Here is a 23,391-nt window from a genome sequence, read left to right on the forward strand (position 1 = left end):
TATGTTTCCATTTAATTACCACTTGCAATCCTTAACCACCCAAGCAGACCTATTCGATATGATTTAACGGCTCATAATCGAACCAATCAAAGAGCGCCGGCGTACTCTGTCCTGTTTCGCAAACGGCATACATCGCAATGATTACTCCCGTAAAGCCGCCAGCTACCTCCGTTGAGAGCAGATGCGTTTCTCCCGAGCCCAACGCAAGGACTTCGGATTGATTGGGCTGAATGGTGAAAACAAACCATTCCGGCTGAGCCTCAATCTTTAGCACGACCGGGCCTGCTGCGCAATCGTACGTGTGCTCCGTTCTCAATGATCCCACGGTCTTCCGGAATGCGATCACCTTGCGTCCGTCCTTGAACTTTACGGCCAAATCATAATGATATCTTTCGTTCATAAATACGGTAAGTCCAGCTTCCTCGCCTTCGCTTTTTGGTTCGAAATCGAGTAGGGCGGCAATGTTGCATGACAAATGGCGCAGACGCCGGCCCACAAAGGCGGGGGCGCCGGCGTCATCGAGCGACACCTTGTTCCCGCGTAGCACCAAATTTCCCGGACTTTCGTGGAGCGACCAGCTTTCCAGAGTCGGATTCCGCAGAAACACCCAGTCAAAACCTAGCGTTGTATCGTCAAAATCATCTCTGTTTGCCTTATACGGCCACTGGACTTCCTGCAGCTGCGGAGCCTCCATAACGGACTCGATACGCCCACCGTTACCGATGATCGGCCAGCCGTCATCCGTCCATGACACAGGCGCCAGAAAAGTCTCTCTGCCCAAATGATGCCGGTAGGGATAAGAGACCGGTCTGATGCCCAAGAAAACCGCCCACCAGCTGCCGTCATGCGCCTGCACCAGATCCGCATGCCCGGTTGCGTGTATGCTGCTCTTCAAGCTTCTGTGAGACAAAATCGGATTATGGGGACACGGTTCGTACGGCCCGTAGGGAGCGCTGCTTCTCGCTATCGTCGCCATATGGCCGTATTCCGTCCCCCCTTCGGCAATTAATAAATAATAAAGTCCGTTGATCTTGTAAAGATGAGGCGCTTCCGGATGCGCTCCGCCCGTTCCTCTCCAGATCAGACGGCTCTCCGTCAGCATACTTCCGGTCGATATGTCAATCTCGCATTGATAAATGCCGCAGCCTTCATTGCCGTCGTAAGTGGATTGAAAGTATACACTGCCGTCTTCATCGAATAATAGGGAAGGATCGATGCCTCTCTGCGCAACGGGTATCGGTTCGGACCAGGGACCTTCGGGCTGCTTGCTGCGGACATAGAAGTTGCCCAACCCGCTCACATTCGTCGTTACCATATAGAACCAGCCTTCGTGATGGCGGATCGTCGGGGCGTAGATTCCTCCCGCGATCCAACTGTTTGCCAGCTGCAACTGCTGCTCGGTTGTGAGGCAATGTCCGATCTGGCGCCAATTGACGAGATCCTTGCTGTGAAATAGGGGGACTCCAGGAAAATATGCAAAAGAGCTTGTCACCAAATAATAGTCATCCCCGAGCCGGCAGATGCTCGGATCGGGATAAAAGCCGGGAATGACCGGATTCGTATACGGCATTTGGATGCACTCCTACTCGTTTCAAAGTTTGATTCAATTGGTGTAAAGCATATTCATAATCATTTATTCAGTACCAGGATAAGAATGCGGCGGCAATGGCTGAACCCGCTTTTCCATTAGGGTGCGGATCGCCCCCTTCGGACAAATATTCAGGCATTAGCAGGTTATCGCGAGTAGCGGCTTGAGAGAGCACTTTCGCTATATCGAATACTCGATCAACGCCGGAGATGGCATGGCTTCTTATCGCCTGATTCACATGCCTCCAGACAAGCTCCTCAGAGCCGGTGAAATTGAACGTGGGTACGGTACAAAGGATCACCGACATACCGTTACGGCTGCCTTTAAGCTTGGCCACGATCGTTTGCAAATCCTCCAGCACTTGAGTGGCGCTTCGTCCGGCTGTCATATCGTTGACCCCTAATGCTACGACAACCTCATCATTCTGCTTGGCTTTATGCAACCAAGCTCCGTCGCTTGCGGCATCGTAGGCTCGCGCCCAGCCCGAACCGATGTTCCATACGCTGTGTGTAGGGGCAAGCTTTTCTGCAATGCGGGCAACCCAGTATTCGTAAGTGTCCGGTCGCGTTCGCACGCCTTGGGTGATGGAATCGCCAAAGAACGCTAGTCGCCTTGCCTCCTTTCGTTTGCAGCCTATGAAATCCGGCAGAAACAGACAGTTTGCGGATTTTCGGAAACCACCCGCCGACGTTTGGCCGGCGGCATTCCCGGGCGCATCATAGGCAGGTACCAATGGTGCTTCCGTATTGTAAGGAAAGCTGTCGCCGGAAGCGAGTGTCGTGATCGTCCACGAAAATGCCAAATAATGCTCCTCCGGGATTGTGATCTCGGCGGCATCGCTCCAGAACGTCTCTCCAGGTAACGCCGTCCTGGCCATGGACGAATCGAACGTTACCGGGATTTGAGTGCCCTCTACAACGCTCCCGTCAGGCAGTCGACCGCCGTCAGCGATGTAAGCCGCCTCGATTTTCCACAAGCCTCCCGGCAGATTGGCTCTCGATTCGGAGCCGTCTGCCCATGTAGAATCCACCAGATTGCTGCACCAGAATTTCAGCTCCATTTTCCCGCATTCAGCCATCTTGATGTGAGCTCTGTACGTATGCGTAAAAACGGAATCGCTTTTCATGATATAATTTGTGGCCGTCGATAGAGACGTCGCTGAAGCATATGAACTCCACATGTTTATGTACCCCCAATTGTTTTCATGGCATCTGACAGCCCAGCCGCCAAGCAGCTGACCATATATTGTTGCTTCCCCGGAGCCCTCAAAAGCTCCGGTATTGAAAGCTTTTGAACATGACTCTCACTTCCCCGTATGTGTCCAATCCAGCCCCGGATCGATCGCTTCCAAGACTAACGGGACAGGATCGCTCCATGGCCCTTCGGGAGCCGGAGCGTTAGCGCCACGATTTCCCCCTTCACGGGCACATAGATATAATTTTACAACAATCATGAAAAAAAATTACCCCAAGAATTAATACAGAAATCATACAAAAATTATGAATGGGCTCATATCGCTTTGCCTCGAAAACGCCAAGGGCGAAGCTCCTATTCATTAGCTTTCAAAAAACCGACCGGTTTCATGACCGTCCCAGCGGAATGCGAAACCCGGTTACCGCTGAGGCCCCGGTTGATGAAATGCAGCCGGTTTAGGCAAGCTCGACAATTTCTTCAGCGTATGGCTCCATGTCCAGCTTTGGCCCGACCCGTCTCTCGCTGAGAACACTTGGATAACCTTGACCGAGCGTTAACGTTTGCCGCTTCCGCGAAAGATTCAATAGGAACAAATATCGCTTCTCTCTCTTTTTGCGAACCGAAATTTGTACGCCCTCCGGCAGATCGGGGAATACGCTCGCGCCCGCTTTCGCAGCAGTCTCCCGAAAAAAGTCCAAATAAAAGTTCTCCTCGCAACCATCCCTAAATAATACACCTTGCCACTTCCAAAATAATGAACCGCAGCGGCCGGTTTGCCGGCGAAGAAATCGTCTTCGTACCATGCGACCGGTTCCCCGCCGGAAAGCTCCAGAATATCGCACCATTGCATGCATGTGTAGGTCTTCCCATTCTTCGCCCGAATAGTGTGGACGTCTTTGCCGATCGGGTCGTACTCCGACACGTACACGCCAGCCACTTCGGATAGCGGACAGGCCAGCGGCTCCATCCCGGCGTCCTGGGCCGGCGCGCCTTTCCTGACGAAGATCAGATCAGATTCGGCGTTGGAGGAACGGCTTTTCAAGGCTGCCATGGTGATATTGTAAGTATCCTGATCTTTCCACTGATACGTTGTTGCGGTCAAAACGAGTGCCGTTGTCCCACAGCATATGGGTAATGTTGTGACGCGCCAAATGAAGAATGGCATCTATGGCGTTCTTCGCACAATTAAACATACGACTTAAAAAAATCAATAAAATAAAGGAGCATACATAGATTTGTGAAAACAATTCTACGTACACTCCCTAGTCCCTTGGAAATTATAGTAACATTAAATCATGGAACTACACCTATTCCCGTAACATTCGTTCCGCTCTTTTGTATTGCGTAGTTAATGACTTGCCCATCGTAGAATTCGATCGTGAGCTTGATGGTTCCATCCGATACGGAGTTATTAAAAAAGCCGCTTAAGATACTGAATGTGCCCTTATTATAGTCTGCTGTAAATTCACCGCCAAACTGCATATAGGGAAACCAGGAATTAGGTCCTATTCTGTTGCCGGATGCATCGTAGGCGGAAGCACGTCTTACTTTAGCGCCATTGAAGCTTACCGGAATCGTAATTCCTTCTGTTGTTGTGCCCGTAGCCGTTTGAAATACAGGCGTTGCATATTTGATTATATATTGATGCCAATCGGCACCCGCCGAGAATTGCAAATCCAAATCGGCAATGACGCCGTATGAACCTTCTTTGAAATTTTTATTTACAAATTCCTTGGAAAGAGTAAGGGTTGCCGTTGTAGCATCATAGGAATAATCACTTTTCTTCATTCCCGCAATGCCTACGAAGCTATTGCCATTCAGAGTAAGCGGAATCCGGATGCCGCTTGTAACCTTCTGTTTGATATAGATTTCGTTTAGCCCTGTTGAATAGGAGGAACGCTGTCCCTGAATAGCTGCATTTATCGTAGAGCCGATTAGAGAATTCCAGCCATATGGCGCAACTCTATCAAATGCAGGCGGCCATATCATCGGAGAAACTCCATATTGCGATGCCTTGTAGTTAAAATATTCCAAATATTTCAGCTTTTCACCCGGTTGATTAACTGCAGCGCCTTGATCTGGAGCTAACCAACCGTATTCGCCGATGACAACGCCGATCCCTTTGGCCATAAAAGAATTGTATATGTTATTGAAAAACAAATCTACGTGTGATCTTGGCGTATCAGGAGAACCTTTATAAAGTTGTTCGTCAAAGCCTGTTATGCCCAGGTTGCCGCTAAACACCCAGTCACTATAAAAATGCACTGTGGCAATAAGGTTCGGATCATTCAGACCGGCAATAAAGTTATACGTTGCATCAGCCTTATCAACATCAGAGCTTGTTTGATACGATGGTATTATAATCATTCTTGTTGCATTTTTTCCACCCGATTTACGAATAACATCAAATGCAGCTTTGTTGATCATATTCAATTTGTCTTGTTGCGTGATCGTTCCTGTATCGCTTGCAAATTGGGGCTCATTTATAGTCTCGAAGTTTACGGTACCCGGTTCATCCTTAAAATAATTCGCTAGTTGTGTCCATAAATCAACATATCTTTTATATTCCTCGGATGACGTATTTCCATCCCAGTTCTTAAGCCAAATCCAGGAATCGTGATGGAGGTTGATCATTACATAAAAACCTGCATCTACGGCCCAGTCAACAACTTGCTTATATCTCGCCAGCCATGCCGAATCGATGACGTAATGACCATCGGCTCCTAATGTATATCTTGTATAAGCGGTCATTGGAATACGCACACTTTTGAAGCCTTTCGCTTTAGCTGCCAGAATCAAATCTTGAGTTACCTTCGGCTGACCCCAGGAAGTCTCATCGGATAGCGAGAAGTCGTTCGAATTAAAGCTGTCAAACGTATTAAATATGTTCCAGCCTTGGCCCATTGCCTGAGCATAGGCCAGCGACGGAGATTGGGATTCTGCAGCCGATGCGGGCTGTAAATTGCCAAAATCAAACGTAATCACAATCGATAACGTTACCAGAAATGCTGTCAATCGTCTTAAGTATCTTGTTCTTTTCATTCTTTAAACAATCCTCCTACCTATTTAGATTAGCTTTTTTATCATGCCGGAAGACTCATGATGCAACATCAACTCGTTTTCAGACTGCACATCACCTCCCGAAAAATTCATAATCACTTTCGATTTTTGTTCCATTTCTCTTATAAGTAATTCGGTACCACCGTAATCCCTGGTTTTCGAGCCATGAATTAGCACACAATTAGAGACGACTAAAATAGTTGTCATCTTCAAAACCTGTCATCGATCGATCTCATAAATGGGTGCATCGCTTTCCAACAATAAACGCTTGGTATGATCAAATCGCATATCCATCTAAACAAAACCTCGCTGCTACTGATAGCGAGGTTTTGTTTGATTTTGTTGCCATCAGGATGATCCTAATCCCTATCCTTCACCGGATCCCCATAAATAATGCCACGACCATTGGTTGCGAAATAAACCCGTCCATAAATTCGTGGGTCGCCTATAATGGATTTCGGAGTTCCATACTGATGTTGATCATCATTAATCCGCTTCCAGCTATTACCGCCATTCGTGGAGCGGAAGATTCCACGTTGTCCATCAATTTTCGCGACGGTATACAATGTCATGTAGTCCTCCTCCGGCGCTGCTTTTCCAAAGCCAATCGAATCTGCTTCTTCCACTTTTTTCAGCTTCGTAAAGCTATTTCCGGAATCTGTAGAATGCCAGATGCCATATTTGCCCTCAACCGTATTTCCGCCTGCAATCCAAATATCCCCTTCATGACCAGGCATAGCTTTGATCGACATTGTAGGTCCGACACCCGGAGCAGTATTTAGAGGTAGATCTGTCGTTGCTGTTTGTGTAAAGGTAGCTCCTTGATCAATACTCACATAAAACTTACCTGCCCAATATGCGTAAAATTTCTTCGGATTGACACGATCTGAAATGACCTGCGCTTGACTAGGAACACCCTGACTTGCTGACCATGTATTTCCGTTATCTGTCGTATAATAGACACTGTTTGAAGCCCCACCGCCCCATACAAACGCGCTTCCATCAGCAGAGACAGCTATTTCTCCCCCGCTTGCATTAGGTGGTTCCGTAGCATCCGGGCTCCAGGTCGTACCCCCATCGGTACTAATTCCCACCACTTTTCCACTCGGATTTTTAGTACTATTGTTGTATGAATCTCCTACCCGAACAATCACGTTTGGTTTCAGTTCCGCGTAATCCAAGCTTGTCGGTACGACAACATAAGGATTCGTAAACATCATGGATGGCGCTTTTGTTATATCTTCATGTGTGAATCCAGTTATATCGCCTATTGCGCTGATTAAATGAGGGCCAGCCGGCGGACTGATCAGATCCAGAACGTTGGTTTCTTCCACCCCTTTTGCCATCACGGAAATATTGACAGTACTGCCAGTATCCCATGCTGTCAAATTATTAGTCCCATACAAAGTAGCCCCTGTTCCATACATCATGCGATCGGAGTTGAAAGGGTCAATTTCCAAATCGTCAATCATCCATCCAAGCGCTGGAGCTTGCGCCTGCAGATTGAACGGACTTCCCATCGTAAGCCAAGGCGCTGCCGAAATATCCATTGTGTATTTGAGGTTACGGTTCGGATACGCCCCCCATTGCCAAATGGGGCTCCACGTTTTCCCTCCATCCGTACTCCGATAAATATTCGCGTCTGGCCACCAGGAATTCAGTGTCGCAACTATCAAAGTGTCTGGATGCTGAGCATCGACCGCAAGTCCGCCATATCCCCAGAAATCGCTGCTATCACTGCTTGCAACTGGGCTGATGTTGGTCCAAGTTCCTGTATGGGTATCGAGCTTCCAGACATCCCCCTTGCTTCCATCATAGGAACCTACGCCATTGCTGAAGGAAATGTACAACATGCCCGTCGATGATAAGATCCCGTGGTGCGGAAGGAATCCAGTTGGTTGTCCCGGCACTGCCGCCCAAGTTTCCCCGCCATCTGTACTGCGGTAAAGATTGTTGCCTGTGTTGGTATCTACACCAGCGTAAATAGTCTGCGTCGGGTGGCCTGCAGTTCCTGTACGCGGATCAAAAGCGATCCAGGAAAGACCGGTCGGATTACCGCCATAAGCCTGACCAGGAAAAGGAATATATGTACCCGCATCAGGGAAATTGTTGACTTTTGACCAAGTTACACCGGAATCTGTACTCTTCCATAATCCATTGCCGCTGCGAGCGCCAAAATATAAAACATGATTGTCATTGGGATCAATAACCAACCGAGGTCCCTGCCCACGTCCAGGCTCATTACCGCCGACTTTAAAAAGGCAGTTCCGTTGATTTCCATGTGTTCCCTTGATCATCGGAACGCAAGATAGACCCATTATGAGGATCCCAGCTATTGGTGTACATTCCTACGGCAGCATAGACCTTATTGGGATCGACAGGATCGGTTGCCAGCGCATCTACTCCCATTTTATCCCAATCTTCCCATCCCGCTGAATCCAACAGAGGAATCCAGCTGCTTGTTTCCGGATTCCAGCGATAGGCCCCCCCTATGTCTGTTCGCATATAAATCAAATCTTTTTGTTTCGGATTGAAGATGATGCCTGGAATGTATCCGCCACCACCACCGGTAACTACATTTTGAAACTGGTAATGATCTTTGGGTTTTGCAAGTTTGGTTTCTTTCGGGGAAGCAGCGGCCGAGCTGACGGGTGAAAACAACGCCATCAGCATGGCAACGATCATTGCGACCGACAGATATGATCTTTTTGTATGCATAGAAATTCTCCTTTGATTTCATATATTGGATTGATTCTGTACATGTGTTGCTTGCCGTGCATTTACTGAGGCACGCCTGAATATCCTCCTCTGCTTTGAAAAATAGGCACTGCTACCTTTCGAGCAAACCAATTCTCATCGGCATTTGTGACCGCACTTCGGTGTTGTTTTTCTTGCACCTCCTTATTGGACGCTTCATGTAAGCGGTGACATTATTATTTTAACTGTATGACGTTTACGATAATACTTCATAAAATCATCTAAAAATCATGTGGAAATTCAATATTTTGGATGCTGATCTGTAAAATAACGCTTTACAACGGAATACGCCAGCTTCGGCCTGCGGTACCGGTCGACGACTCCTTTGCTGTTCTGTGTTCCGGCGCGGGTCAACAGCCATCCAGTCCCTTCCGTTACCCTGCAGTCGCAAAATTGCCAGATCAGCATGCCGGACAAGAATGGGACGGACGTATAAGCCGCCAAATTGCGCTCCATGATATCGGCCTGGCGCTCCTCCGTTCCTTTAACCCGGCTCGGGTCGCGATATCCGTAATAGCCGTCGGCACCGAATTCGCTCATGATCATCGGCTTCCCCAGTCCGCCTGCCTGATCCGCCCAAAGTCTCGCTTGACCAGTTCCTGCGGCTCTTCGTCTTCGTACCAGAGCGGATACAGGTTGAACGAGACGATATCCGCAAGATCGAAGCAGAGCTCGCGGTCGCGGTGATGCGAAGCAAAGCTAAGCGGTCGGGACGCATCCATCGCACGAATTTGCTCGAGCTGAGTCCTGTACATCTCCCGGCCTTCCGGCGTATCGCTTGCGCATTCGTTCAATATCGCCCAGATGATGATGCTCGGATGGTTGAAATGGCTTTCCACCATCTCCCGGTTGCAATCCTCGCACTGCTTTGCGAACAAGGGGTGCTACATTTGCTCCAGGCTTAGGCCGCGCGCATGATTTTCCTCCCAGACGAGTAAGCCGCGTTCATCGCATAAATCAAGAAAACGTTCGTCATTCGGGTAGTGGCTGGTCCGTACGGTATTTGCGCCCATATCCAACATCAATTCGATATCGTGTACCATGAGCGAGTAAGGTATGGCAGCTCCTGCCAACGCATGATCCTCATGCCGGTTGAAGCCCTTTAAAACAACGTCCTCGCCATTTACCTGAATGCGCCCATTTAACGTTGTCACCATTCGAAAGCCGACCCGCTCGATCAAATCGTCCACGGGAGCTTCCTGTCCTTCTACATACAGCTGCACCTTCAATAGATACAGCTTCGGATCGTTCGCCGACCACGGGACGACGCCGGGGAACGGTTCCGTAATCAAAAGCTCGGCGATCACGCCCGGCAACGCGTCCACCTCGCCTGCGGTAATGTCCCGACCCGCCAGATGGAGTTGCACCCGCGCTCGCCGCACTCGTTTACCGATATTCCGTACATAAAAGCGAATCGTCCCCTGCCAGCCTTCAGCCGAACGGATCGGTGTAAATGCGATTCGTTCGATAAACAACTCGTGCAGCAGCTCAATCGCTACGGGTCGGATCAATCCCCCATATGTATAATAATCGTTCGGGACATGAAGTGCGGACGAGTCCCCGAACGAATTATCCGCAATAACCGCAACCTCATGCGTGCCCGGTTCGACATCCGGAACGACAGCGGCAAACGGCGTGTACGCATTATAATGCTGCCCTGTCGGCTTTCCGTCAAAGTAAACGTCAGCTGTATGGCTCACGCCTTTAAAAACAAGCCGGATTGCGCCTTTCCGCGATATTTCTACTGTACGCCGGTATACGCCTTTCCCCCGATAGGTTGTAAACTGAGGATGCATCTCCCAGCACCCGGGCACAGGCATCCGGTACCGGTAGACGGACGGCAACCCCACAGTCCCGTCAATCGGTTGAAAATCCCAGTCGCCTTCCAGTTCTTGCACATCGCGTATTTCATTCGTTCGAAAAAGCCGCAGCATAGTTATCCCTCCAACTGTATGAACTAAGTTTTGTCCCCATAACGCCGGCATGAGATAAGGGACCGCACTCCATGGCGGTCCCCTCTCAATCGGATCGGTGCAACAAACGTACCCGGCCTGACGCCAAAACCCGAGAAATTCATCTATAAATCATGTGAAAATAAGCGTTTTCATAGCTTCGTTGAACACAGGAGCTTCCAGCGGACTTTCCGAATCCATGAAGGTTTCACCCCGAAGTGGTTTTAGTCGGCTTCATCTTATAGCGGGACGGCGATTCACCTATATACTTTTTGAATTTCAAATGGAAATAATCGGCGTTGGCATACCCGACACGCGTCGCTACCTGATGCACCTTGAGCCCGCCGGCCAGCAAGTGCTTGGCGTTCCGGATTCGGACTTTGTCCAAGTAGTTGTGAAAGGTGTCGCCCGTGAAGCTTTTGAACATCTTCCCCAAATACCCGCTATTGTAATTGAATAGCTCGGCGAGTGTCTCAAGCTTTAAGTTCTCAGCGTAATGACGCTCCACGAAGTCGAGAATTTGCTTGACGGCAGACTCGCTGCTGAACGTGCTTTTGTGCTCTGTCAGTTTGAGCAACCTGTCCTCAAGCATCTGACACAACGACCGAAGATCAGGCTGCTCATAGATTTCCGCGACTACCGAAAGGGCATCCTGTACGGCGGTGAAGGCGGTATCGCTTGTCTTCGACAGCTTGGTCAGCGCGAGCGATATCCATTGCGAGACGGCGGTTTTCATCGCTTGCTCCGCGCCGTCGTACGCGGCGATCGACTGCCCCCCTTCATCCAGAATGCGCCGAACTGCGTCCTTGCTGCCGATATCGAGCGCATAAAATAGCTTATCCGCCAAAGCGTTTATATCGGGTCCGGTCGGCTCGCTGTCTCTTGCGCCGTTCGCGGCAAGGTTGAGCGGCGGACGCTTAAGGATGACCGTCCGTTCTCCGCGAAACAGGAACTCTTCCTTCAGCAGACGGACAGCCTGCGAATAGGATAGACCGATATCGGCGAGCTGATGCACCGGGTCTCCCGCCGCTGCGGAGAAACCGCCGTTCAGTCCCAGAAGTGATTCTTCCAAATCCAGATACATTGAATTAGCCTGTAACTCAATTGGCGCCCTCTCATTCAGCAAAACGCCGACAAAGGGTTCTACGGAGAATACGATGCCTGTACCCGACAACTCAAAACGCTGCGCCAGCTTTCGCCTGACTTCGGCCCGACCGTTTGCATGACTGCCAAGCGGCGGATGCAGCTTCAGGAGCATTACCCGATACGAACGCCAATCGAGCTCCGGCTCCTCCAGCGGTTCCATCGCCGTACGGTGACCCTCCTCTTCATACATGAGCAGCGATACGATCTGATCCGCGAGCTGCTGCGCCGACGTCTGTTCCGTTTTTTGCAGCGATCCGGTGGCCTCTTTCAGCACTCCACAGATCCTGTCAAGCTCTGCGTCGAATTCATCCGTATCTACTGGCTTGAGCAAATAGGCGTTCACTCCCCATGAAATCGCTCGCTTGGCGTACGAGAAATCGGCGTGGCCGCTTAAAATGATAAATTGGCATTCCTTATCGATCTTGCGAATTTCTTCGATAACCTGAAGCCCGTCCATCCCAGGCATGCGGACATCCATGACCATAAGGTCGGGCTTCAGCTCCTGGTGCCGAAGCAGCGCCTCCCGGCCGTTACCCGCTTCCCCGATCACCTCGAAGCCGTGCCGCCGCCAGTCCACAATCGCCTTCAAGCCTTGGCGTATCGCATTTTCATCGTCTACGAGAACAACTTTATACATGCGAATCTCCTCCAATCGGTATCATGAAACGAATTTCCGTCCCTTTATTTTCCCGGCTGACGATGCGGAGTCCGGATTGCTCCCCATAGGTAAGGATAAGCCGCTGATGCACGTTGCGCAGGCCAATGCGATGGTTCTTCCCGTCTTCGGGGTCGTCCAGCGAGCTGATCAGCGCATCCAGTCTTGCTTCCGGAATTCCGGCGCCATCGTCGGCAACAGTCACATACAGGGCGTCATCCTGTAGTTCCGTACGAATCCGTACGAAGCCGGCCTCTTCTTTATTCTCAATCCCGTGGATCACGGCGTTCTCCACCAAAGGCTGCATGACGAGCGGAAGAATCCGGATTTCGCTTGATGGCGGGTCGAGCTCAAGCTCGTAGGTAAGTCGGTCCTCATAGCGGAATTGTTGAATGGCCAAATAACATCGGACCATGTCCAGCTCTTCGCCGAGTGTAATCGTACCGCCTCCGATCTCGAGGCTCTTGCGCATCAGTTTCCCAAGCACCCTGACGATGTCGGCGATATCCGCACTCCCCCGCAAATGAATCTTCATCCGTAGCGACTCAAGGGCGTTGAACAAGAAATGGGGATTGATCTGGCTGGCCATCATTTTTAGTTTGATTTCTTTCTGCTTGAGCTCCAGCTGCGCTTTTTGCCGATTCGATTCGGTCACTTCCTCCATCAACTCGCGGATATTGCCGACCATATTATTGAATTGCCGTGACAACTGGCCGATTTCGTCGTCACCATCAATCACGGAGCTGGCATGCAAATCGCCTAAAGCCACTTTATTGATTTGCTTGCTCAAGCGAAGGATGCGCTTTGACAACAGGGAGGAAAAAATATAGATGAACACCAAGGCGATTAACAGGCTCATGATGATAATGGAGAGTGCGAACATGCTGATCCGGTTCGCTCCCTTAACGATGCTTTGCACCGAAAACACGGATATGATTTTCAAGCCGTTACTGCTCACGTCCGGAATGAGGGACTCTATAATGAGCTTTGACGTTTCCCCGTTGTAATCGATTTGGTACGTGCCGCTCGGTTTATCCAGCATTTCCTGGGTGATGTGAAAGTCGCGAATATGCTTGCCCACGAGGCCCGTGTTTTTGGCAGCATCGATATATCCGTTCCCGTCGATGACCATCGTATCGAACTGCTCCTGCCTCAGAATTCCGTTCAGCTCCGTTTGGCTGATATCGATGACGAGCACGCCGACCGTTCGGTAATTCGGAAAATAGACGCGGCGCACCAGGCTCAGGTAAGCATTATTGCCTTTCGTTTCGTCTCCGATGTAATACCAGCCGATTTTATCCGAGTTCTTTATCGTCGCCTTGTACCATTCCGAATTCGCAATCGACGGCTCTGGCTGTAAATAGTCCCAATTATTCAGCAGCGTCGGATTATCCACGTACAACCGGATATTGGCGATTTCTTTATACAGCCGCACGTATTGCTCGAACTCCCGATATTCTCTATAAGCCTCTACAACAGAATAGTTCGATTCATAACGCTTATTGACGAGAGCTTCTAATCGCGGGTCCGTCGACAACTTGTTAGAAATCTCGATCGACATCTTCAATATTTCGCCGATGCGCGTCTTCACCTTCTCCACGTCGTTCGACGTTTGCTGGACCGCATCGTTAAGTGCCGTCTGGCGGAGCGATTGGGTCAGCAAAGCGCCAACGATCCCGACCGGAATAAACACAACAAGGATAAATGAAATGATCAACTTCTTTTTCATATGAATGTTGTTCGTTTTGTCTATCCATTTCATAAGCACCTCGCCCCCTTGACAGCGTTTTCATTAATGTAAAACAATTAGTTTCATACTTCTGCTATGGGGCATTAATTATTATAAAATAACTTTCGAAAGCATCCTACCCAGCGGACTCATCGTAATTTCATGTCAAATTTAGATATTTATATCCTAGCACAAAAAGATCGGCGTTGCATGATGACCCGCCAGCTTGCAGCATAAAAATACCCTCAATCTCGCCAAGCGGCAAGATCGAGGGCATTTTTTCGCCTTTTCTGAAACTATTCGACAAAGTCGATTGATCATCTTCATTTACTCGTTCCAAAGTTTGACGCGGTCCTGCACCAGCTTGGTGTACATCTCGCCGAGCTTTTTCGCGCCTGCCTTATCCAAATCGTTCATAAAGTTTTGCCATACCGTATCGAATTGATCCGGCTTCGCCAAGATTGCTTCCGGGACACGCTTCTTCATGATTTCTTCGCATTTCTGGAAGATGACGTCGGCATCGGATCCCGTCGGCATTGGGATATTCCAGGCTGCTCCCCAAGGCTTGACTGGGAACTCTTCCTTCTTCGGGAACAGGTCTTTCCACGTCTTCGCGTTGTAGTGAGAGAGCACGTCCTTCGCCGCATCGGGATATTTCTGGACGATTTGTTCGACGTTATTCGTCGTATACGTGTTGCCGGTCGGATCGGTCACGCCGTCGCCCCATCTCGCGGAAAAGCCGCCGTAGTTCCCTATGCCTGTCGCTTTTTGCCAGTTTGCCGTGTCCTTCGTTCTGCGTTCGAGCTGATCGGGCGGAATGACGCGCTTGCCGTTCTCCACCTTGTAATCGACGCCCTCTACGCCCCAATTGTTCAGCACTTGCGCCTCGTCGGAAGCGAGCCAATCCAGAAACTTGATTGTGCGGACCGGGTCCTTGTTGCTCTTCGTAATGGCGGTGCCCCATCCCGCCAAATACCCTCTATCCTGGAAAGAATGGTCTTTAATGTTCTCGTTCATCGTAACCGGATAAAAGCCGTACGTACGATCGGACTTGCCGTCTTTATTCAGTGCATCCACTCCGCCACCGATATCCCACCACGCGTCAATCAAGCCGAGTACGCGGCCGGAGGCGATCTTCGCGTTGTACTGGTCGAACTTCTGTACGAAGCTCTCCGGATCCATCAGGCCAATATCGTTCATATGGTTCAGCCAGCGGAAATATTCCTTTTCTTCCGGACGCAGGTAATGCAGCGACGCTTGGTACGTTTTCGGATCGATATAGAATTCGCCGTCGTCCTGAAGTCCCGTCGCATAAACGGCAGGATTCGTTACGGAAATCAGAATGCGCCAGTCGTCGGCATTAAGCGACAGCCCGATCGTCGGTTTGCCGTCGATGGTCGGATGCTTGTCTTTATACGTCTTGATCACATTTTCATAATCCTGAAGCGTGCGGATTTTCGGATAACCGAGCTCCTTCACCACCGCATGCTGCAGAGCGAAGATGCCGCCCGCATCGAAATCCGTTTGATCCACGCCCCCCAGTGTCGGCAGCACATAGATGGCATGGTCATCATTGCTCCAACGCAAACGTTTCATATAAGGGCCGTATATTTTTTTCAGATTCGGCGCGTATTTATCAATCAAATCCGTCAAGTCGATGAGTGCGCCCGCATCCACGAGCTTGCCGGCATCGCCACTCGGCAGGATGAGATCGGGATACTGTCCGCTGGAAATCATGAGCGGAATTTTCTGATCCGTCGAGCTGAGGCTGAACTCCATCTTGAGGCTAACGCCCGTTTTCTGCTGAATGATTTTGCCGACTTCGCTCTGCATGTCGTCCCAATTCGCATTATTGCCAGAGAACCCCGTTAGCGTGATTGGCTTATTGTCGGCAGCGCCTTTGCCGGCGTCGCCCGCTGCGGATTGGGCTGGCGCTTGTCCAACATCGCTTGCCGGCGTCTTGCTGCAGCCGACGGCCGTGAATGTCATAACCCCCGCGAGCACGAGGCTCGCCGCCATACGAAATGGCTTTTTCATGTGAATGATCCTCCCTTATCTTCTTGAGTGAATGATTGTATGCGAACAGGTCTCCCTGCGCTTACCGCTTGCCTTGTTCGTACTAGCTCTTTACTGCCCCCAGCGTAATGCCCTTCACGAAATACTTCTGCAGGAACGGATACACGACCAGAATCGGAGCGGTCACCACGATCGTGATCGCCATCTTGATCGATTCCGGGGATACAGTCGCAATGCTGGCGACGGAGTTAACTTTATGCGCGTTGCTTCCGTCCTGCGTCGTGCTTAGCAAAATTTTCTGCAGCTCAAATTGCAGCGTCGTCAGGTTAGGCTTGTTGCTGTTGAACAAATACGTGTCGAACCAGGCGTTCCAGTGGCCGACAGCGATGAACAGCGCGATGGTGGCCAGCACCGGCTTGCAGAGCGGAAGTATAATTCTCGTAAAAATAACAAAGTCGTTGGCTCCGTCCAGCTTGGCCGACTCCTGCAGCGAATAAGGCAGGCCGTCGATATAAGAGCGAATGACATAGACATTCCAGACGCTCATGATCGCCGGGATGATGTAAATCCAGAATGTCCCGATCAGATGCAGATTCCGCATGAGCATATACCCCGGTATCAACCCGCCGGAGAAATACATCGTCAGCGCGAGATACAGCGAGAACAGGCGTCTTGCCTGAAAATCCGCCCGGCTGAGCACATAAGCGACCATCGCGGCGCTAAACACGCCGATTACCGTGCCGAGCACCGTTCGGAGCACGGAATTACGAAAGCCCGTGAGCAGCGACTGGTAATGGAAAATCGTCGCATAATTCGCCCACGTAAATTCGCGGGGCCAAACGTAGATGCCGCCTCGGACCGTATCGGTCGAATCGTTCAGCGAAATCGCCAGCACATTCAGAAACGGATAAAGCGTGACGATGGCGACGGCGGTCAGAAGCACATACAGAAACAATTGGAAGCCAAACTCGGAGCGGTCACCCACTGCACCGGTCATCTTCCTCCCTCCTTTCTCAAATGACGCTTTCCTTCGTAGCTTTGCGGTAGAGCGCGTTCGCCGTGAGCACCAGGGCGACGCTAACAACCGAATTGAACATGCCGACAGCGGTACCGAAGGAATAGCGGCTGAGCCCGATCCCGTAATTAAGCGCATACAAATCGAGCACTTGCGAATAGTCCGTTACCAGCTGATTACCAAGCAGGAACTGCTTCTCGAAGCCGATGCTGATCAAATTCCCGATCGACAAGATCAGCAGCACCATGAACGTCGAGCGTATGCCGGGCAGTGTGATGTGCCAAATGCGGCGGAACCTTCCGGCTCCGTCAACGGTCGCCGCTTCGTAAAGCTCCTGGTCGATACCCGCAATGGCTGCTAAATAGATGATGGAGTTCCAGCCGGTTTCTTTCCACAGGTCGGAAGCGGTTACGATCCCCCAGAACAAATTGCCTTTGGCCATAAATTGTACAGGCTCCGAGATCAGATGCAGCTTCAGCAGCAGCACGTTCACGATCCCGCCGTCGGTCGACAGCATCTTCGACACCATGCCGGCAACGACGACCCACGAAACGAAGTGCGGCAAATAGGAAATCGTCTGCACGGACCGTTTGAACACCCGGTTCTTCACTTCATTGATCAGAATCGCGAACAGAATCGGCACCGTAAAGCCTGCGATTAATCCCATGAAGCTCATCGCCAGTGTGTTGCGCAGCACGACGTAGAATTTGTCGTCCGCAAACAATTGCTGGAAATTTTGCAGGCCTACCCATTTCTGCTCCAAAATCGACTTGCTCGGCTTGTAATTCTGAAATGCCATGAGCCAGCCCCAAAGCGGCATGTAGCTGAACACGAACACCCAGATGACGAACGGGATAGACATCATGTACAGATAACGCTGCTGGAGAAATGTTTTCCAGAAGCCCCTCTTCCTGATCCTACGGTCTGTCTGGAGGATTTCCCGGGATGTGAGCGATTCCATATCGTCCCTCCTTTTATTTGATACCTTCATGATACCGTTTTCTTTCGGAGGACGATACCCGGTAAACTGGTTGCGAAATCATATGCAAACTTGTCATTTCTGCAGCGGCTTTCCCTTGTAACGGGAGGGAATTCCCCCAATTTGCTTGATGGCAGGTTCGCTGCTGAACGTTCACAAACGCTCCGTCAGCCCGCACATCATGTGCCCAAGCGTTTGCAGTAAAGTTCGAACATCCGTCTGCCCATAAATTTCCGCAACCATCGGAAGCGCATCCGAGCATATCTGCTAATTCGGTTATATCGGGCGCCGGAGCGGAGGTTTCGGCGCCGACCGCCGACCTCTCATCAACTCTCCGGGAAGATACGGTTACACTGCGCAATACTCCGCCGATCCTGGCAAGCTCCGGAGCAAACTCATCCGTATCTACCGGCTTGAGCAAATAGGCGGTTACCCTCAGGAGAGCGCTCGCTTGGCGTACGAGAAATCGGCATGACCGCTTGAAATATTATATTGGCATTCCTTATCGGTCTTGCGAATTTCTTCGAACATGCGGACATCCATGACCATCTGGTCGGGCTTCAGCTCATGATGCCGAAGGAGCGTAGCGCCTTCCGGCCTTGCCCGCTTCCCCGATCACCTCAAAGCCGTGCCTCTGCGTCCGGAACGAGAGACTCGATGGCGAACTTCGACGTTTTCGCCGTTGTAATCGATTTGGAACGTGCCGCTCGGTTTATGTCAATATTAGATATTTAAATCCTAACACAAAAAAGATCGGTGTTGCATTTGCAGCATAAAAACACCCTCAATCTCGCCAAGCGGCAAGATCGAGGGCATTTTTTCGCCTTTTATGAAACTTATTTTGCTACAACCATGGTTGCATCCGATGGTGTTCCGGTTTTTCGGGAAGCCGGAAAAAAAACTTATTACTTTTTCAAGGCCGTAGCAACCGTTTTTTCGTATTGGTCGGCTTCCCACTTGACAACATCGTCGTAGCCCAGGCCTTTGGCTTTCGAGATCATTTGTTGCTTCAGGCTGTTAAAATCATTGTCGTCCTTCGAGAACATCATCTTCCATGAGTACTCCTTGATGACTTTACCCACTTCGCCGTGCTTCTGCTTGATATCGGACGGTTCCGACGCCGGCGGCTGTCCGTTAAAGTACGCCGGTTGCACGAGCACTTGGTTGTGCTTGACGACGTAGTCTTTCATCGTCATCGAGCCCATTGTATCTCGCCAACTCTTCACGACCGGATCCGGATTGTGGTTCAAGAACGAAGACCACAAGGTGTAATCATACGGTTCTCCGGTTTCCGGATTGGTCATGGACAAGGCGATCGTCGTGTTGTTGATAGAGTTCGTTCCGTCCTTGTACAGCCCGCCGCCGTATTCGCCGGGCATATTGACGGAGTTCACGATTGCTTTGTAACCGAAATCGGTCAAAGTCGGCTTGCCGTCCTTTATATCCCAAATCAAGCCTTTCGGACCGTAGTTGGATTCTTCGATGCCTTCCGGCGTGTACAGCCAGTTAAGGAACTGCATCACACGGTCCGGATACTTCGTCTTCGCACCGATTGACCAAATGCGCTGTCCGCCGTAAGGCGAAAATCCGGAGGAGAACATTTGCTCATCGGCGAAAGGTACGAACTGGAAGCCTTTGCCCGCGGACGTATGCTCCGGCGAGTTATAGATATTGCTTACAAAAGGGAATTGCGCGAAGAGAACTTGTCCGTCCTTGTACTTATTGTTCGCATCGGAGTACTTCTGCGTCAAGGAGTCCGGATCAAGCAGCCCCATCTTGTTAGCTTCAAAAAAGAATTTCAGGCCTTGCATGTAGTAACTGTTGTCGTCGAGCATGCCCTGCCATTTCGCTTCGCCCGCTTTCGTCAGGATCAGGTCGCTGTTGTTGAAGGAGTCTCCTTCTGCATAGCCGAACATTTGAGCCGTGACCTTCGCGTTCATGGAATAGTTGCTGTCCCAATCCGACCACAGAGAGAACCCGTACGTCGGCTTGCCGGAATCGCTCTTCGGACTAAGCTGCTGCATTTGCTTGACGACTTTCAGATAGTCGTCAAGCGTCTTGATTTCCGGTTTGCCCAGTTTTTGATACAAATCCCAACGGAGCATTGGACCAAACGTCATGTCGGCGCCTTCGCTCGGACCGTTGCCGAATTGCTTGCTATTGGCATCGAGCGCCTTACTTGCATATTTCACGATGTCTTTGCCGTATCCGTCTTTCTTCCAGTCTAGCAGCATGCCGGCTTTGATGGCATCTGTGTAGTCTCTTCCGCCGAGTCCTACAACGATATCGCCCAAATCGCCGGACGCCATCATCGTGGCGATTTTTTGCTGACCGCCGGCCAGGTTGGAAGCGATGATGTTCAATTTGATATTGAACTTATCCTTGATCAGCTTAGCAAACCATCCTGGCTGATCTCCGGCATAGTTAGCCAGCGTCGAGAATACCGTCAGCGTTACTTCCGGCTTTACTTTTACTTGGATTTTCAAATCAGCTATATTAGAAGGTCTGGAACTCCTGCTGTTATGACATTTCCTCATCAACTCCCTCTCAGCGGTGGAACCTGCTTTAGGTTTTGCTCCACAGATTCATTATGCGGGCACACTCTCAACCTCTTTGTCATTCAATTATAACGAAATCGTTTTCATGAGAATACCCAATAAATTCCACTTAAAATCCCGTCAAAATTAGTGTTTTCTCTGTTGACATTAAACCCTGATTTTCAGGTCAAAGAATAGCATGATATATACATCTGTCCGGTCATGTTGTACAAGGAGGAAAACCAAATCGATTTATGTAGAAATAAAATTCGCTTTCAATATATAAAGAAGGAATAATCATAGAAATTGAAATATTGGCTCCGCAACTAACACAAAAGGCTGCACGCGGCAGCCTAGGATTTTTGGTATTTTGATATCGTTTTCCTTTTTCAGTTACCCTCTCTTGGAATAGGTTTTGTAAGTTGCGTCTATTTAATAAATAGCGTAGTTTACGCAACCTTCCAAAAGAACGTTTTGATCGCCCGACACGATTTCGCCGAGGACATACGACTCGCATCCGTTTTTCGCAAGATGTTCTTGGATTTGCCCAACAACAGACGCTTTCGCAACAAGTGTAATGCCTACACCCATGTTAAACGTACGCATCATATCAGAATCTGGTACGTTTCCATAACGTTTGATCAATTCGAAGATTGGAAGAACTTTAAGTTTTTCGAGGTCGATTTTTGCACTGGTTCCGCTTGGCAGAATGCGGTTAAGGTTTCCTTCGATACCGCCACCTGTGATGTGAGCCAAACCGTGAAGTTCATCCACGGCGAACAAACCTTTCAACGTTTGATAGTAGCATTTATGCGGAGTGAGAATCGCGTCGATGAAAGATTCACCGTTGATGGTTTCGTTTAGAATCTCAGGCTTCTCTTCCATCAGCTTGCGAACCAGTGTATAGCCGTTGGTATGCAAACCGTTGGACGGAAGTGCGAGAACCACGTCTCCCGCTTCGATCTTGGAACCGTCGATGATCTTTTCTTTATCTACAACGCCAAGAACACTGGCGTTGAGCATGTATGTACCTTCGTTTAGAACTTTAGGCTGTTCGGACGTTTCGCCACCAACGAGGCTGCAATCCTGTTCTTTACAAGCTTTGGATATGGCATCTACGATTTGCACTACAACTTCTTTCTCCATCTTGCCGCACAATATAATGTCGAGAACCACTTCCGGTTTTGCACCCATCACGATAATATCGTTAATAAGATGGTTGATCAAGTCGTAGCAAATGTTGTTAATTTTGTTGTTTTGGAACGCTAGTAATTGCTTGGAACCCGGTTCTTCTGCTTTCAAAACGAGCACAGGATTTTTGATACCTTCGAAGTTAGCTTCAAACAAAGAAGCGAATGCTCCTGCTCTGTTTAGCACACGTGAATCTTTGGTATCCATACTTCTTGCCATTTCTCGTTTTGTTTCGTCCGCGTTTTGAATATTAACCCCCGCTTTTTCATATGTAAACTGTTCATTCATAGATATATTCCTTCCTCCCAATTTAATAGTAGCCTCCCATTTTTGAAAACGGGCTTAAAAATTCCAGTATTTCCCTCTTCTCCACTTCTGACTGAACTTAGCTCACATCGACTCCCTAACTCCGAGAGTCTATTTTATTGTGGTACTGAATTGCTGTTAAACGAATCCTAGTGTTATTACTGAATCTACATTTTCGAGAATGTTGTATTAAATGTATGTAATTTACCCAACCACAGGATAAATGATACCATAACCTAACCGAAATTTGTATATACTAAAAAGTGATTATAGTTGATTGTTTCTCAGAAGATGCCTTCCGTTTTGGTAACGGAATGTTCGGGAAGAACGGAGCTAACAGCTCATTAATTAGGCAATTCAGCCCGGGATCAGAACCGTTTCTAGTGATGACCACCACTTTCGATTCGTAGATAACTTTTTCTTCAACTAAGTTGTGAAGCTGAAGCGTCGAGCCTGTCTCTACGCAATCCACGCAACATTCGTAAATGGTGGGAATAAGCCCTTCGCTTGAGCCGGAAATAGAGTCCACCTGCACGTTCTCCAACCCGTATTCTGCAAAAAATCGCTTCGTCAAATTGGGAAATTCCGTAACGCACTTGATCTGAGTGGTTTTCTCCAATACAGGCATATTTATATCGCTGATCAGGCTGACACGCGTATCACACCAATCCAGCTCGCGATTAATATGAAGCGAGAATCCTTTTTCCTCAATCCACTCGGAGGAGGTAATGCCTACGTCCAGAATGCCTTCGCTCACCAAATTAGGAATATCCCGATGTTTCAGAAGATAGAAGTAGGTATCGTTCTTACCGATGAACCCAAGCTTCTTAGAATCAATCTTTTCTTGTAAAAAATGCTCGATAACCGTAAGAGACTTTATCTTTACAACACCTTTAGGCAGTCCTATGCGAATCACAGTAATCACCCATTCTTCTTATTTTTCAATGGTCTTATAATATTTCAATTCGCTGTAGAGTCTTAGTTGGCGATTGACTTCTTTGTGAAATGTGCCTTCTACGGCGTCGGATACTTTGATGTCGAGAATGTTCCCCAAGCAGAAAAGCCACGCCATCAAATCGCCCATCTCCCCGGTGATTTCTTCCTTGGACTTGCCCTTTCGAATAGCGGAAATCACTTCCCCCATCTCTTCAACCATCCAGATCATTGATTTTTCGAGGTCGTATCTGCCGTAAATTTTCAGCGACGTCGCTTGTATCTCGTCAAGGTGTGCAGCGTTTGTGGCGATTTCTTCTTTTATCATCTAAT

The 23,391-nt window shown here is 49.3% G+C and carries 21 protein-coding genes and 1 pseudogene; 1 reads left to right on the forward strand and 21 read right to left on the reverse strand.

Features of this window, described 5'->3' with window-relative positions:
* Positions 1 to 49 precede the first annotated feature (49 nt).
* The 17 genes and pseudogenes from NYR53_RS24180 to NYR53_RS24245 all read right to left on the reverse strand — a co-directional run bounded on the left by NYR53_RS24180 (position 50) and on the right by NYR53_RS24245 (position 18,512).
* On the reverse strand, positions 50 to 1,570 hold the full coding sequence (locus tag NYR53_RS24180; RefSeq protein WP_261301693.1) for a glycoside hydrolase family 43 protein: 1,521 nt from the start codon (positions 1,568 to 1,570) through the stop codon (positions 50 to 52).
* A 67-nt stretch (positions 1,571 to 1,637) separates the two neighbouring features.
* Positions 1,638 to 2,768, reverse strand: coding sequence for an SGNH/GDSL hydrolase family protein (locus NYR53_RS24185; RefSeq protein ID WP_261301694.1), 1,131 nt, complete (start codon positions 2,766 to 2,768; stop codon positions 1,638 to 1,640).
* Positions 2,769 to 2,891: 123 nt separating this feature from the next.
* The gene (locus NYR53_RS24190; protein ID WP_261301695.1) at positions 2,892 to 3,041 is read right to left on the reverse strand and encodes a hypothetical protein; all 150 of its coding nucleotides are present in this window, start codon (positions 3,039 to 3,041) and stop codon (positions 2,892 to 2,894) included.
* Positions 3,042 to 3,237: 196 nt separating this feature from the next.
* Positions 3,238 to 3,480, reverse strand: a complete 243-nt coding sequence (locus NYR53_RS34525) for a Beta-galactosidase C-terminal domain (RefSeq protein WP_367618576.1) — start codon at positions 3,478 to 3,480, stop codon at positions 3,238 to 3,240.
* The gene (locus NYR53_RS34530) at positions 3,363 to 3,947 is read right to left on the reverse strand and encodes a beta-galactosidase trimerization domain-containing protein (RefSeq protein ID WP_367618577.1); all 585 of its coding nucleotides are present in this window, start codon (positions 3,945 to 3,947) and stop codon (positions 3,363 to 3,365) included. The genes NYR53_RS34525 and NYR53_RS34530 overlap by 118 nt, the downstream gene beginning before the upstream one ends.
* 128 nt (positions 3,948 to 4,075) lie before the next feature.
* The gene (locus NYR53_RS24200) at positions 4,076 to 5,824 is read right to left on the reverse strand and encodes a cellulase family glycosylhydrolase (RefSeq protein WP_261301697.1); all 1,749 of its coding nucleotides are present in this window, start codon (positions 5,822 to 5,824) and stop codon (positions 4,076 to 4,078) included.
* Positions 5,825 to 5,848: 24 nt separating this feature from the next.
* Positions 5,849 to 6,049, reverse strand: a complete 201-nt coding sequence (locus NYR53_RS24205) for a hypothetical protein (RefSeq protein ID WP_261301698.1) — start codon at positions 6,047 to 6,049, stop codon at positions 5,849 to 5,851.
* Positions 6,050 to 6,201: 152 nt separating this feature from the next.
* Positions 6,202 to 8,139: a WD40/YVTN/BNR-like repeat-containing protein gene (locus NYR53_RS24210; protein WP_367618578.1), complete on the reverse strand. Its 1,938-nt coding sequence runs from the start codon at positions 8,137 to 8,139 to the stop codon at positions 6,202 to 6,204.
* A complete protein-coding gene (locus NYR53_RS34535) occupies positions 8,096 to 8,560 on the reverse strand; it encodes a hypothetical protein (RefSeq protein ID WP_367618579.1) in 465 nt (154 codons plus the stop codon). Before NYR53_RS34535 ends, NYR53_RS24210 begins: the two co-directional genes overlap by 44 nt.
* 279 nt (positions 8,561 to 8,839) lie before the next feature.
* Positions 8,840 to 9,139 (reverse strand): hypothetical protein, encoded by a 300-nt coding sequence (locus tag NYR53_RS34540; RefSeq protein WP_367618580.1) that lies wholly within the window; start codon positions 9,137 to 9,139, stop codon positions 8,840 to 8,842.
* 2 nt (positions 9,140 to 9,141) lie between these two features.
* A pseudogene (locus tag NYR53_RS24215) lies at positions 9,142 to 10,584 on the reverse strand (glycoside hydrolase family 2 protein).
* A 175-nt stretch (positions 10,585 to 10,759) separates the two neighbouring features.
* Positions 10,760 to 12,334 carry a response regulator transcription factor gene (locus NYR53_RS24220; protein ID WP_261301699.1) on the reverse strand — a complete coding sequence of 525 codons (1,575 nt, stop codon included), beginning with the start codon at positions 12,332 to 12,334 and terminating at the stop codon, positions 10,760 to 10,762.
* The gene (locus tag NYR53_RS24225) at positions 12,327 to 14,114 is read right to left on the reverse strand and encodes a sensor histidine kinase (protein ID WP_261301700.1); all 1,788 of its coding nucleotides are present in this window, start codon (positions 14,112 to 14,114) and stop codon (positions 12,327 to 12,329) included. The genes NYR53_RS24220 and NYR53_RS24225 overlap by 8 nt, the downstream gene beginning before the upstream one ends.
* 294 nt (positions 14,115 to 14,408) lie before the next feature.
* On the reverse strand, positions 14,409 to 16,118 hold the full coding sequence (locus NYR53_RS24230) for an ABC transporter substrate-binding protein (RefSeq protein WP_261301701.1): 1,710 nt from the start codon (positions 16,116 to 16,118) through the stop codon (positions 14,409 to 14,411).
* An 82-nt stretch (positions 16,119 to 16,200) separates the two neighbouring features.
* The gene (locus tag NYR53_RS24235) at positions 16,201 to 17,094 is read right to left on the reverse strand and encodes a carbohydrate ABC transporter permease (RefSeq protein WP_261301702.1); all 894 of its coding nucleotides are present in this window, start codon (positions 17,092 to 17,094) and stop codon (positions 16,201 to 16,203) included.
* A 16-nt stretch (positions 17,095 to 17,110) separates the two neighbouring features.
* Complete coding sequence (locus tag NYR53_RS24240; protein WP_261306509.1) at positions 17,111 to 18,073, reverse strand: ABC transporter permease; 963 nt, start codon at positions 18,071 to 18,073, stop codon at positions 17,111 to 17,113.
* A gap of 13 nt (positions 18,074 to 18,086) precedes the next feature.
* The gene (locus NYR53_RS24245; RefSeq protein WP_261301703.1) at positions 18,087 to 18,512 is read right to left on the reverse strand and encodes a hypothetical protein; all 426 of its coding nucleotides are present in this window, start codon (positions 18,510 to 18,512) and stop codon (positions 18,087 to 18,089) included.
* A gap of 71 nt (positions 18,513 to 18,583) precedes the next feature.
* On the opposite strand from NYR53_RS24245, the gene NYR53_RS24250 reads away from it, so the two are divergent.
* Positions 18,584 to 18,826, forward strand: coding sequence for a hypothetical protein (locus NYR53_RS24250; RefSeq protein ID WP_261301704.1), 243 nt, complete (start codon positions 18,584 to 18,586; stop codon positions 18,824 to 18,826).
* 170 nt (positions 18,827 to 18,996) lie between these two features.
* Here NYR53_RS24250 and NYR53_RS24255 read toward each other — a convergent pair whose 3' ends face one another.
* The 4 genes from NYR53_RS24255 to NYR53_RS24270 form a co-directional block, all read right to left on the reverse strand.
* Positions 18,997 to 20,577, reverse strand: a complete 1,581-nt coding sequence (locus NYR53_RS24255) for an extracellular solute-binding protein (RefSeq protein ID WP_261301705.1) — start codon at positions 20,575 to 20,577, stop codon at positions 18,997 to 18,999.
* A 483-nt stretch (positions 20,578 to 21,060) separates the two neighbouring features.
* Positions 21,061 to 22,107, reverse strand: a complete 1,047-nt coding sequence (gene purM / locus NYR53_RS24260; RefSeq protein ID WP_261301706.1) for a phosphoribosylformylglycinamidine cyclo-ligase — start codon at positions 22,105 to 22,107, stop codon at positions 21,061 to 21,063.
* A 274-nt stretch (positions 22,108 to 22,381) separates the two neighbouring features.
* Positions 22,382 to 23,041, reverse strand: coding sequence for an ATP phosphoribosyltransferase (hisG, locus tag NYR53_RS24265; protein WP_261301707.1), 660 nt, complete (start codon positions 23,039 to 23,041; stop codon positions 22,382 to 22,384).
* Positions 23,042 to 23,059: 18 nt separating this feature from the next.
* Positions 23,060 to 23,386, reverse strand: a complete 327-nt coding sequence (locus NYR53_RS24270; protein ID WP_261301708.1) for a MazG nucleotide pyrophosphohydrolase domain-containing protein — start codon at positions 23,384 to 23,386, stop codon at positions 23,060 to 23,062.
* Between the last annotated feature and the right edge of the window lie 5 nt (positions 23,387 to 23,391).

The sequence above is a fragment of the Paenibacillus andongensis genome, assembly GCF_025369935.1.
In the GTDB taxonomy this organism is placed as follows: domain Bacteria; phylum Bacillota; class Bacilli; order Paenibacillales; family NBRC-103111; genus Paenibacillus_E; species Paenibacillus_E andongensis.

Coding starts and splice junctions, on each gene's coding strand:
- NYR53_RS24210 (WP_367618578.1), bottom strand. CDS start 8,139: ATGATCAAGGGAACACATGGAAATCAACGGAACTGCCTTTTTAAAGTC.
- NYR53_RS34540 (WP_367618580.1), bottom strand. CDS start 9,139: ATGAGCGAATTCGGTGCCGACGGCTATTACGGATATCGCGACCCGAGC.
- NYR53_RS24220 (WP_261301699.1), bottom strand. CDS start 12,334: ATGTATAAAGTTGTTCTCGTAGACGATGAAAATGCGATACGCCAAGGC.
- NYR53_RS24200 (WP_261301697.1), bottom strand. CDS start 5,824: ATGAAAAGAACAAGATACTTAAGACGATTGACAGCATTTCTGGTAACG.
- NYR53_RS24190 (WP_261301695.1), bottom strand. CDS start 3,041: ATGATTGTTGTAAAATTATATCTATGTGCCCGTGAAGGGGGAAATCGT.
- NYR53_RS24240 (WP_261306509.1), bottom strand. CDS start 18,073: ATGGAATCGCTCACATCCCGGGAAATCCTCCAGACAGACCGTAGGATC.
- NYR53_RS24225 (WP_261301700.1), bottom strand. CDS start 14,114: ATGAAATGGATAGACAAAACGAACAACATTCATATGAAAAAGAAGTTG.
- NYR53_RS24185 (WP_261301694.1), bottom strand. CDS start 2,768: ATGTGGAGTTCATATGCTTCAGCGACGTCTCTATCGACGGCCACAAAT.
- NYR53_RS24230 (WP_261301701.1), bottom strand. CDS start 16,118: ATGAAAAAGCCATTTCGTATGGCGGCGAGCCTCGTGCTCGCGGGGGTT.
- NYR53_RS34530 (WP_367618577.1), bottom strand. CDS start 3,947: ATGCCATTCTTCATTTGGCGCGTCACAACATTACCCATATGCTGTGGG.
- NYR53_RS24270 (WP_261301708.1), bottom strand. CDS start 23,386: ATGATAAAAGAAGAAATCGCCACAAACGCTGCACACCTTGACGAGATA.
- NYR53_RS24235 (WP_261301702.1), bottom strand. CDS start 17,094: ATGACCGGTGCAGTGGGTGACCGCTCCGAGTTTGGCTTCCAATTGTTT.
- NYR53_RS24205 (WP_261301698.1), bottom strand. CDS start 6,049: ATGACAACTATTTTAGTCGTCTCTAATTGTGTGCTAATTCATGGCTCG.
- NYR53_RS34535 (WP_367618579.1), bottom strand. CDS start 8,560: ATGCATACAAAAAGATCATATCTGTCGGTCGCAATGATCGTTGCCATG.
- NYR53_RS24180 (WP_261301693.1), bottom strand. CDS start 1,570: ATGCCGTATACGAATCCGGTCATTCCCGGCTTTTATCCCGATCCGAGC.
- purM (WP_261301706.1), bottom strand. CDS start 22,107: ATGAATGAACAGTTTACATATGAAAAAGCGGGGGTTAATATTCAAAAC.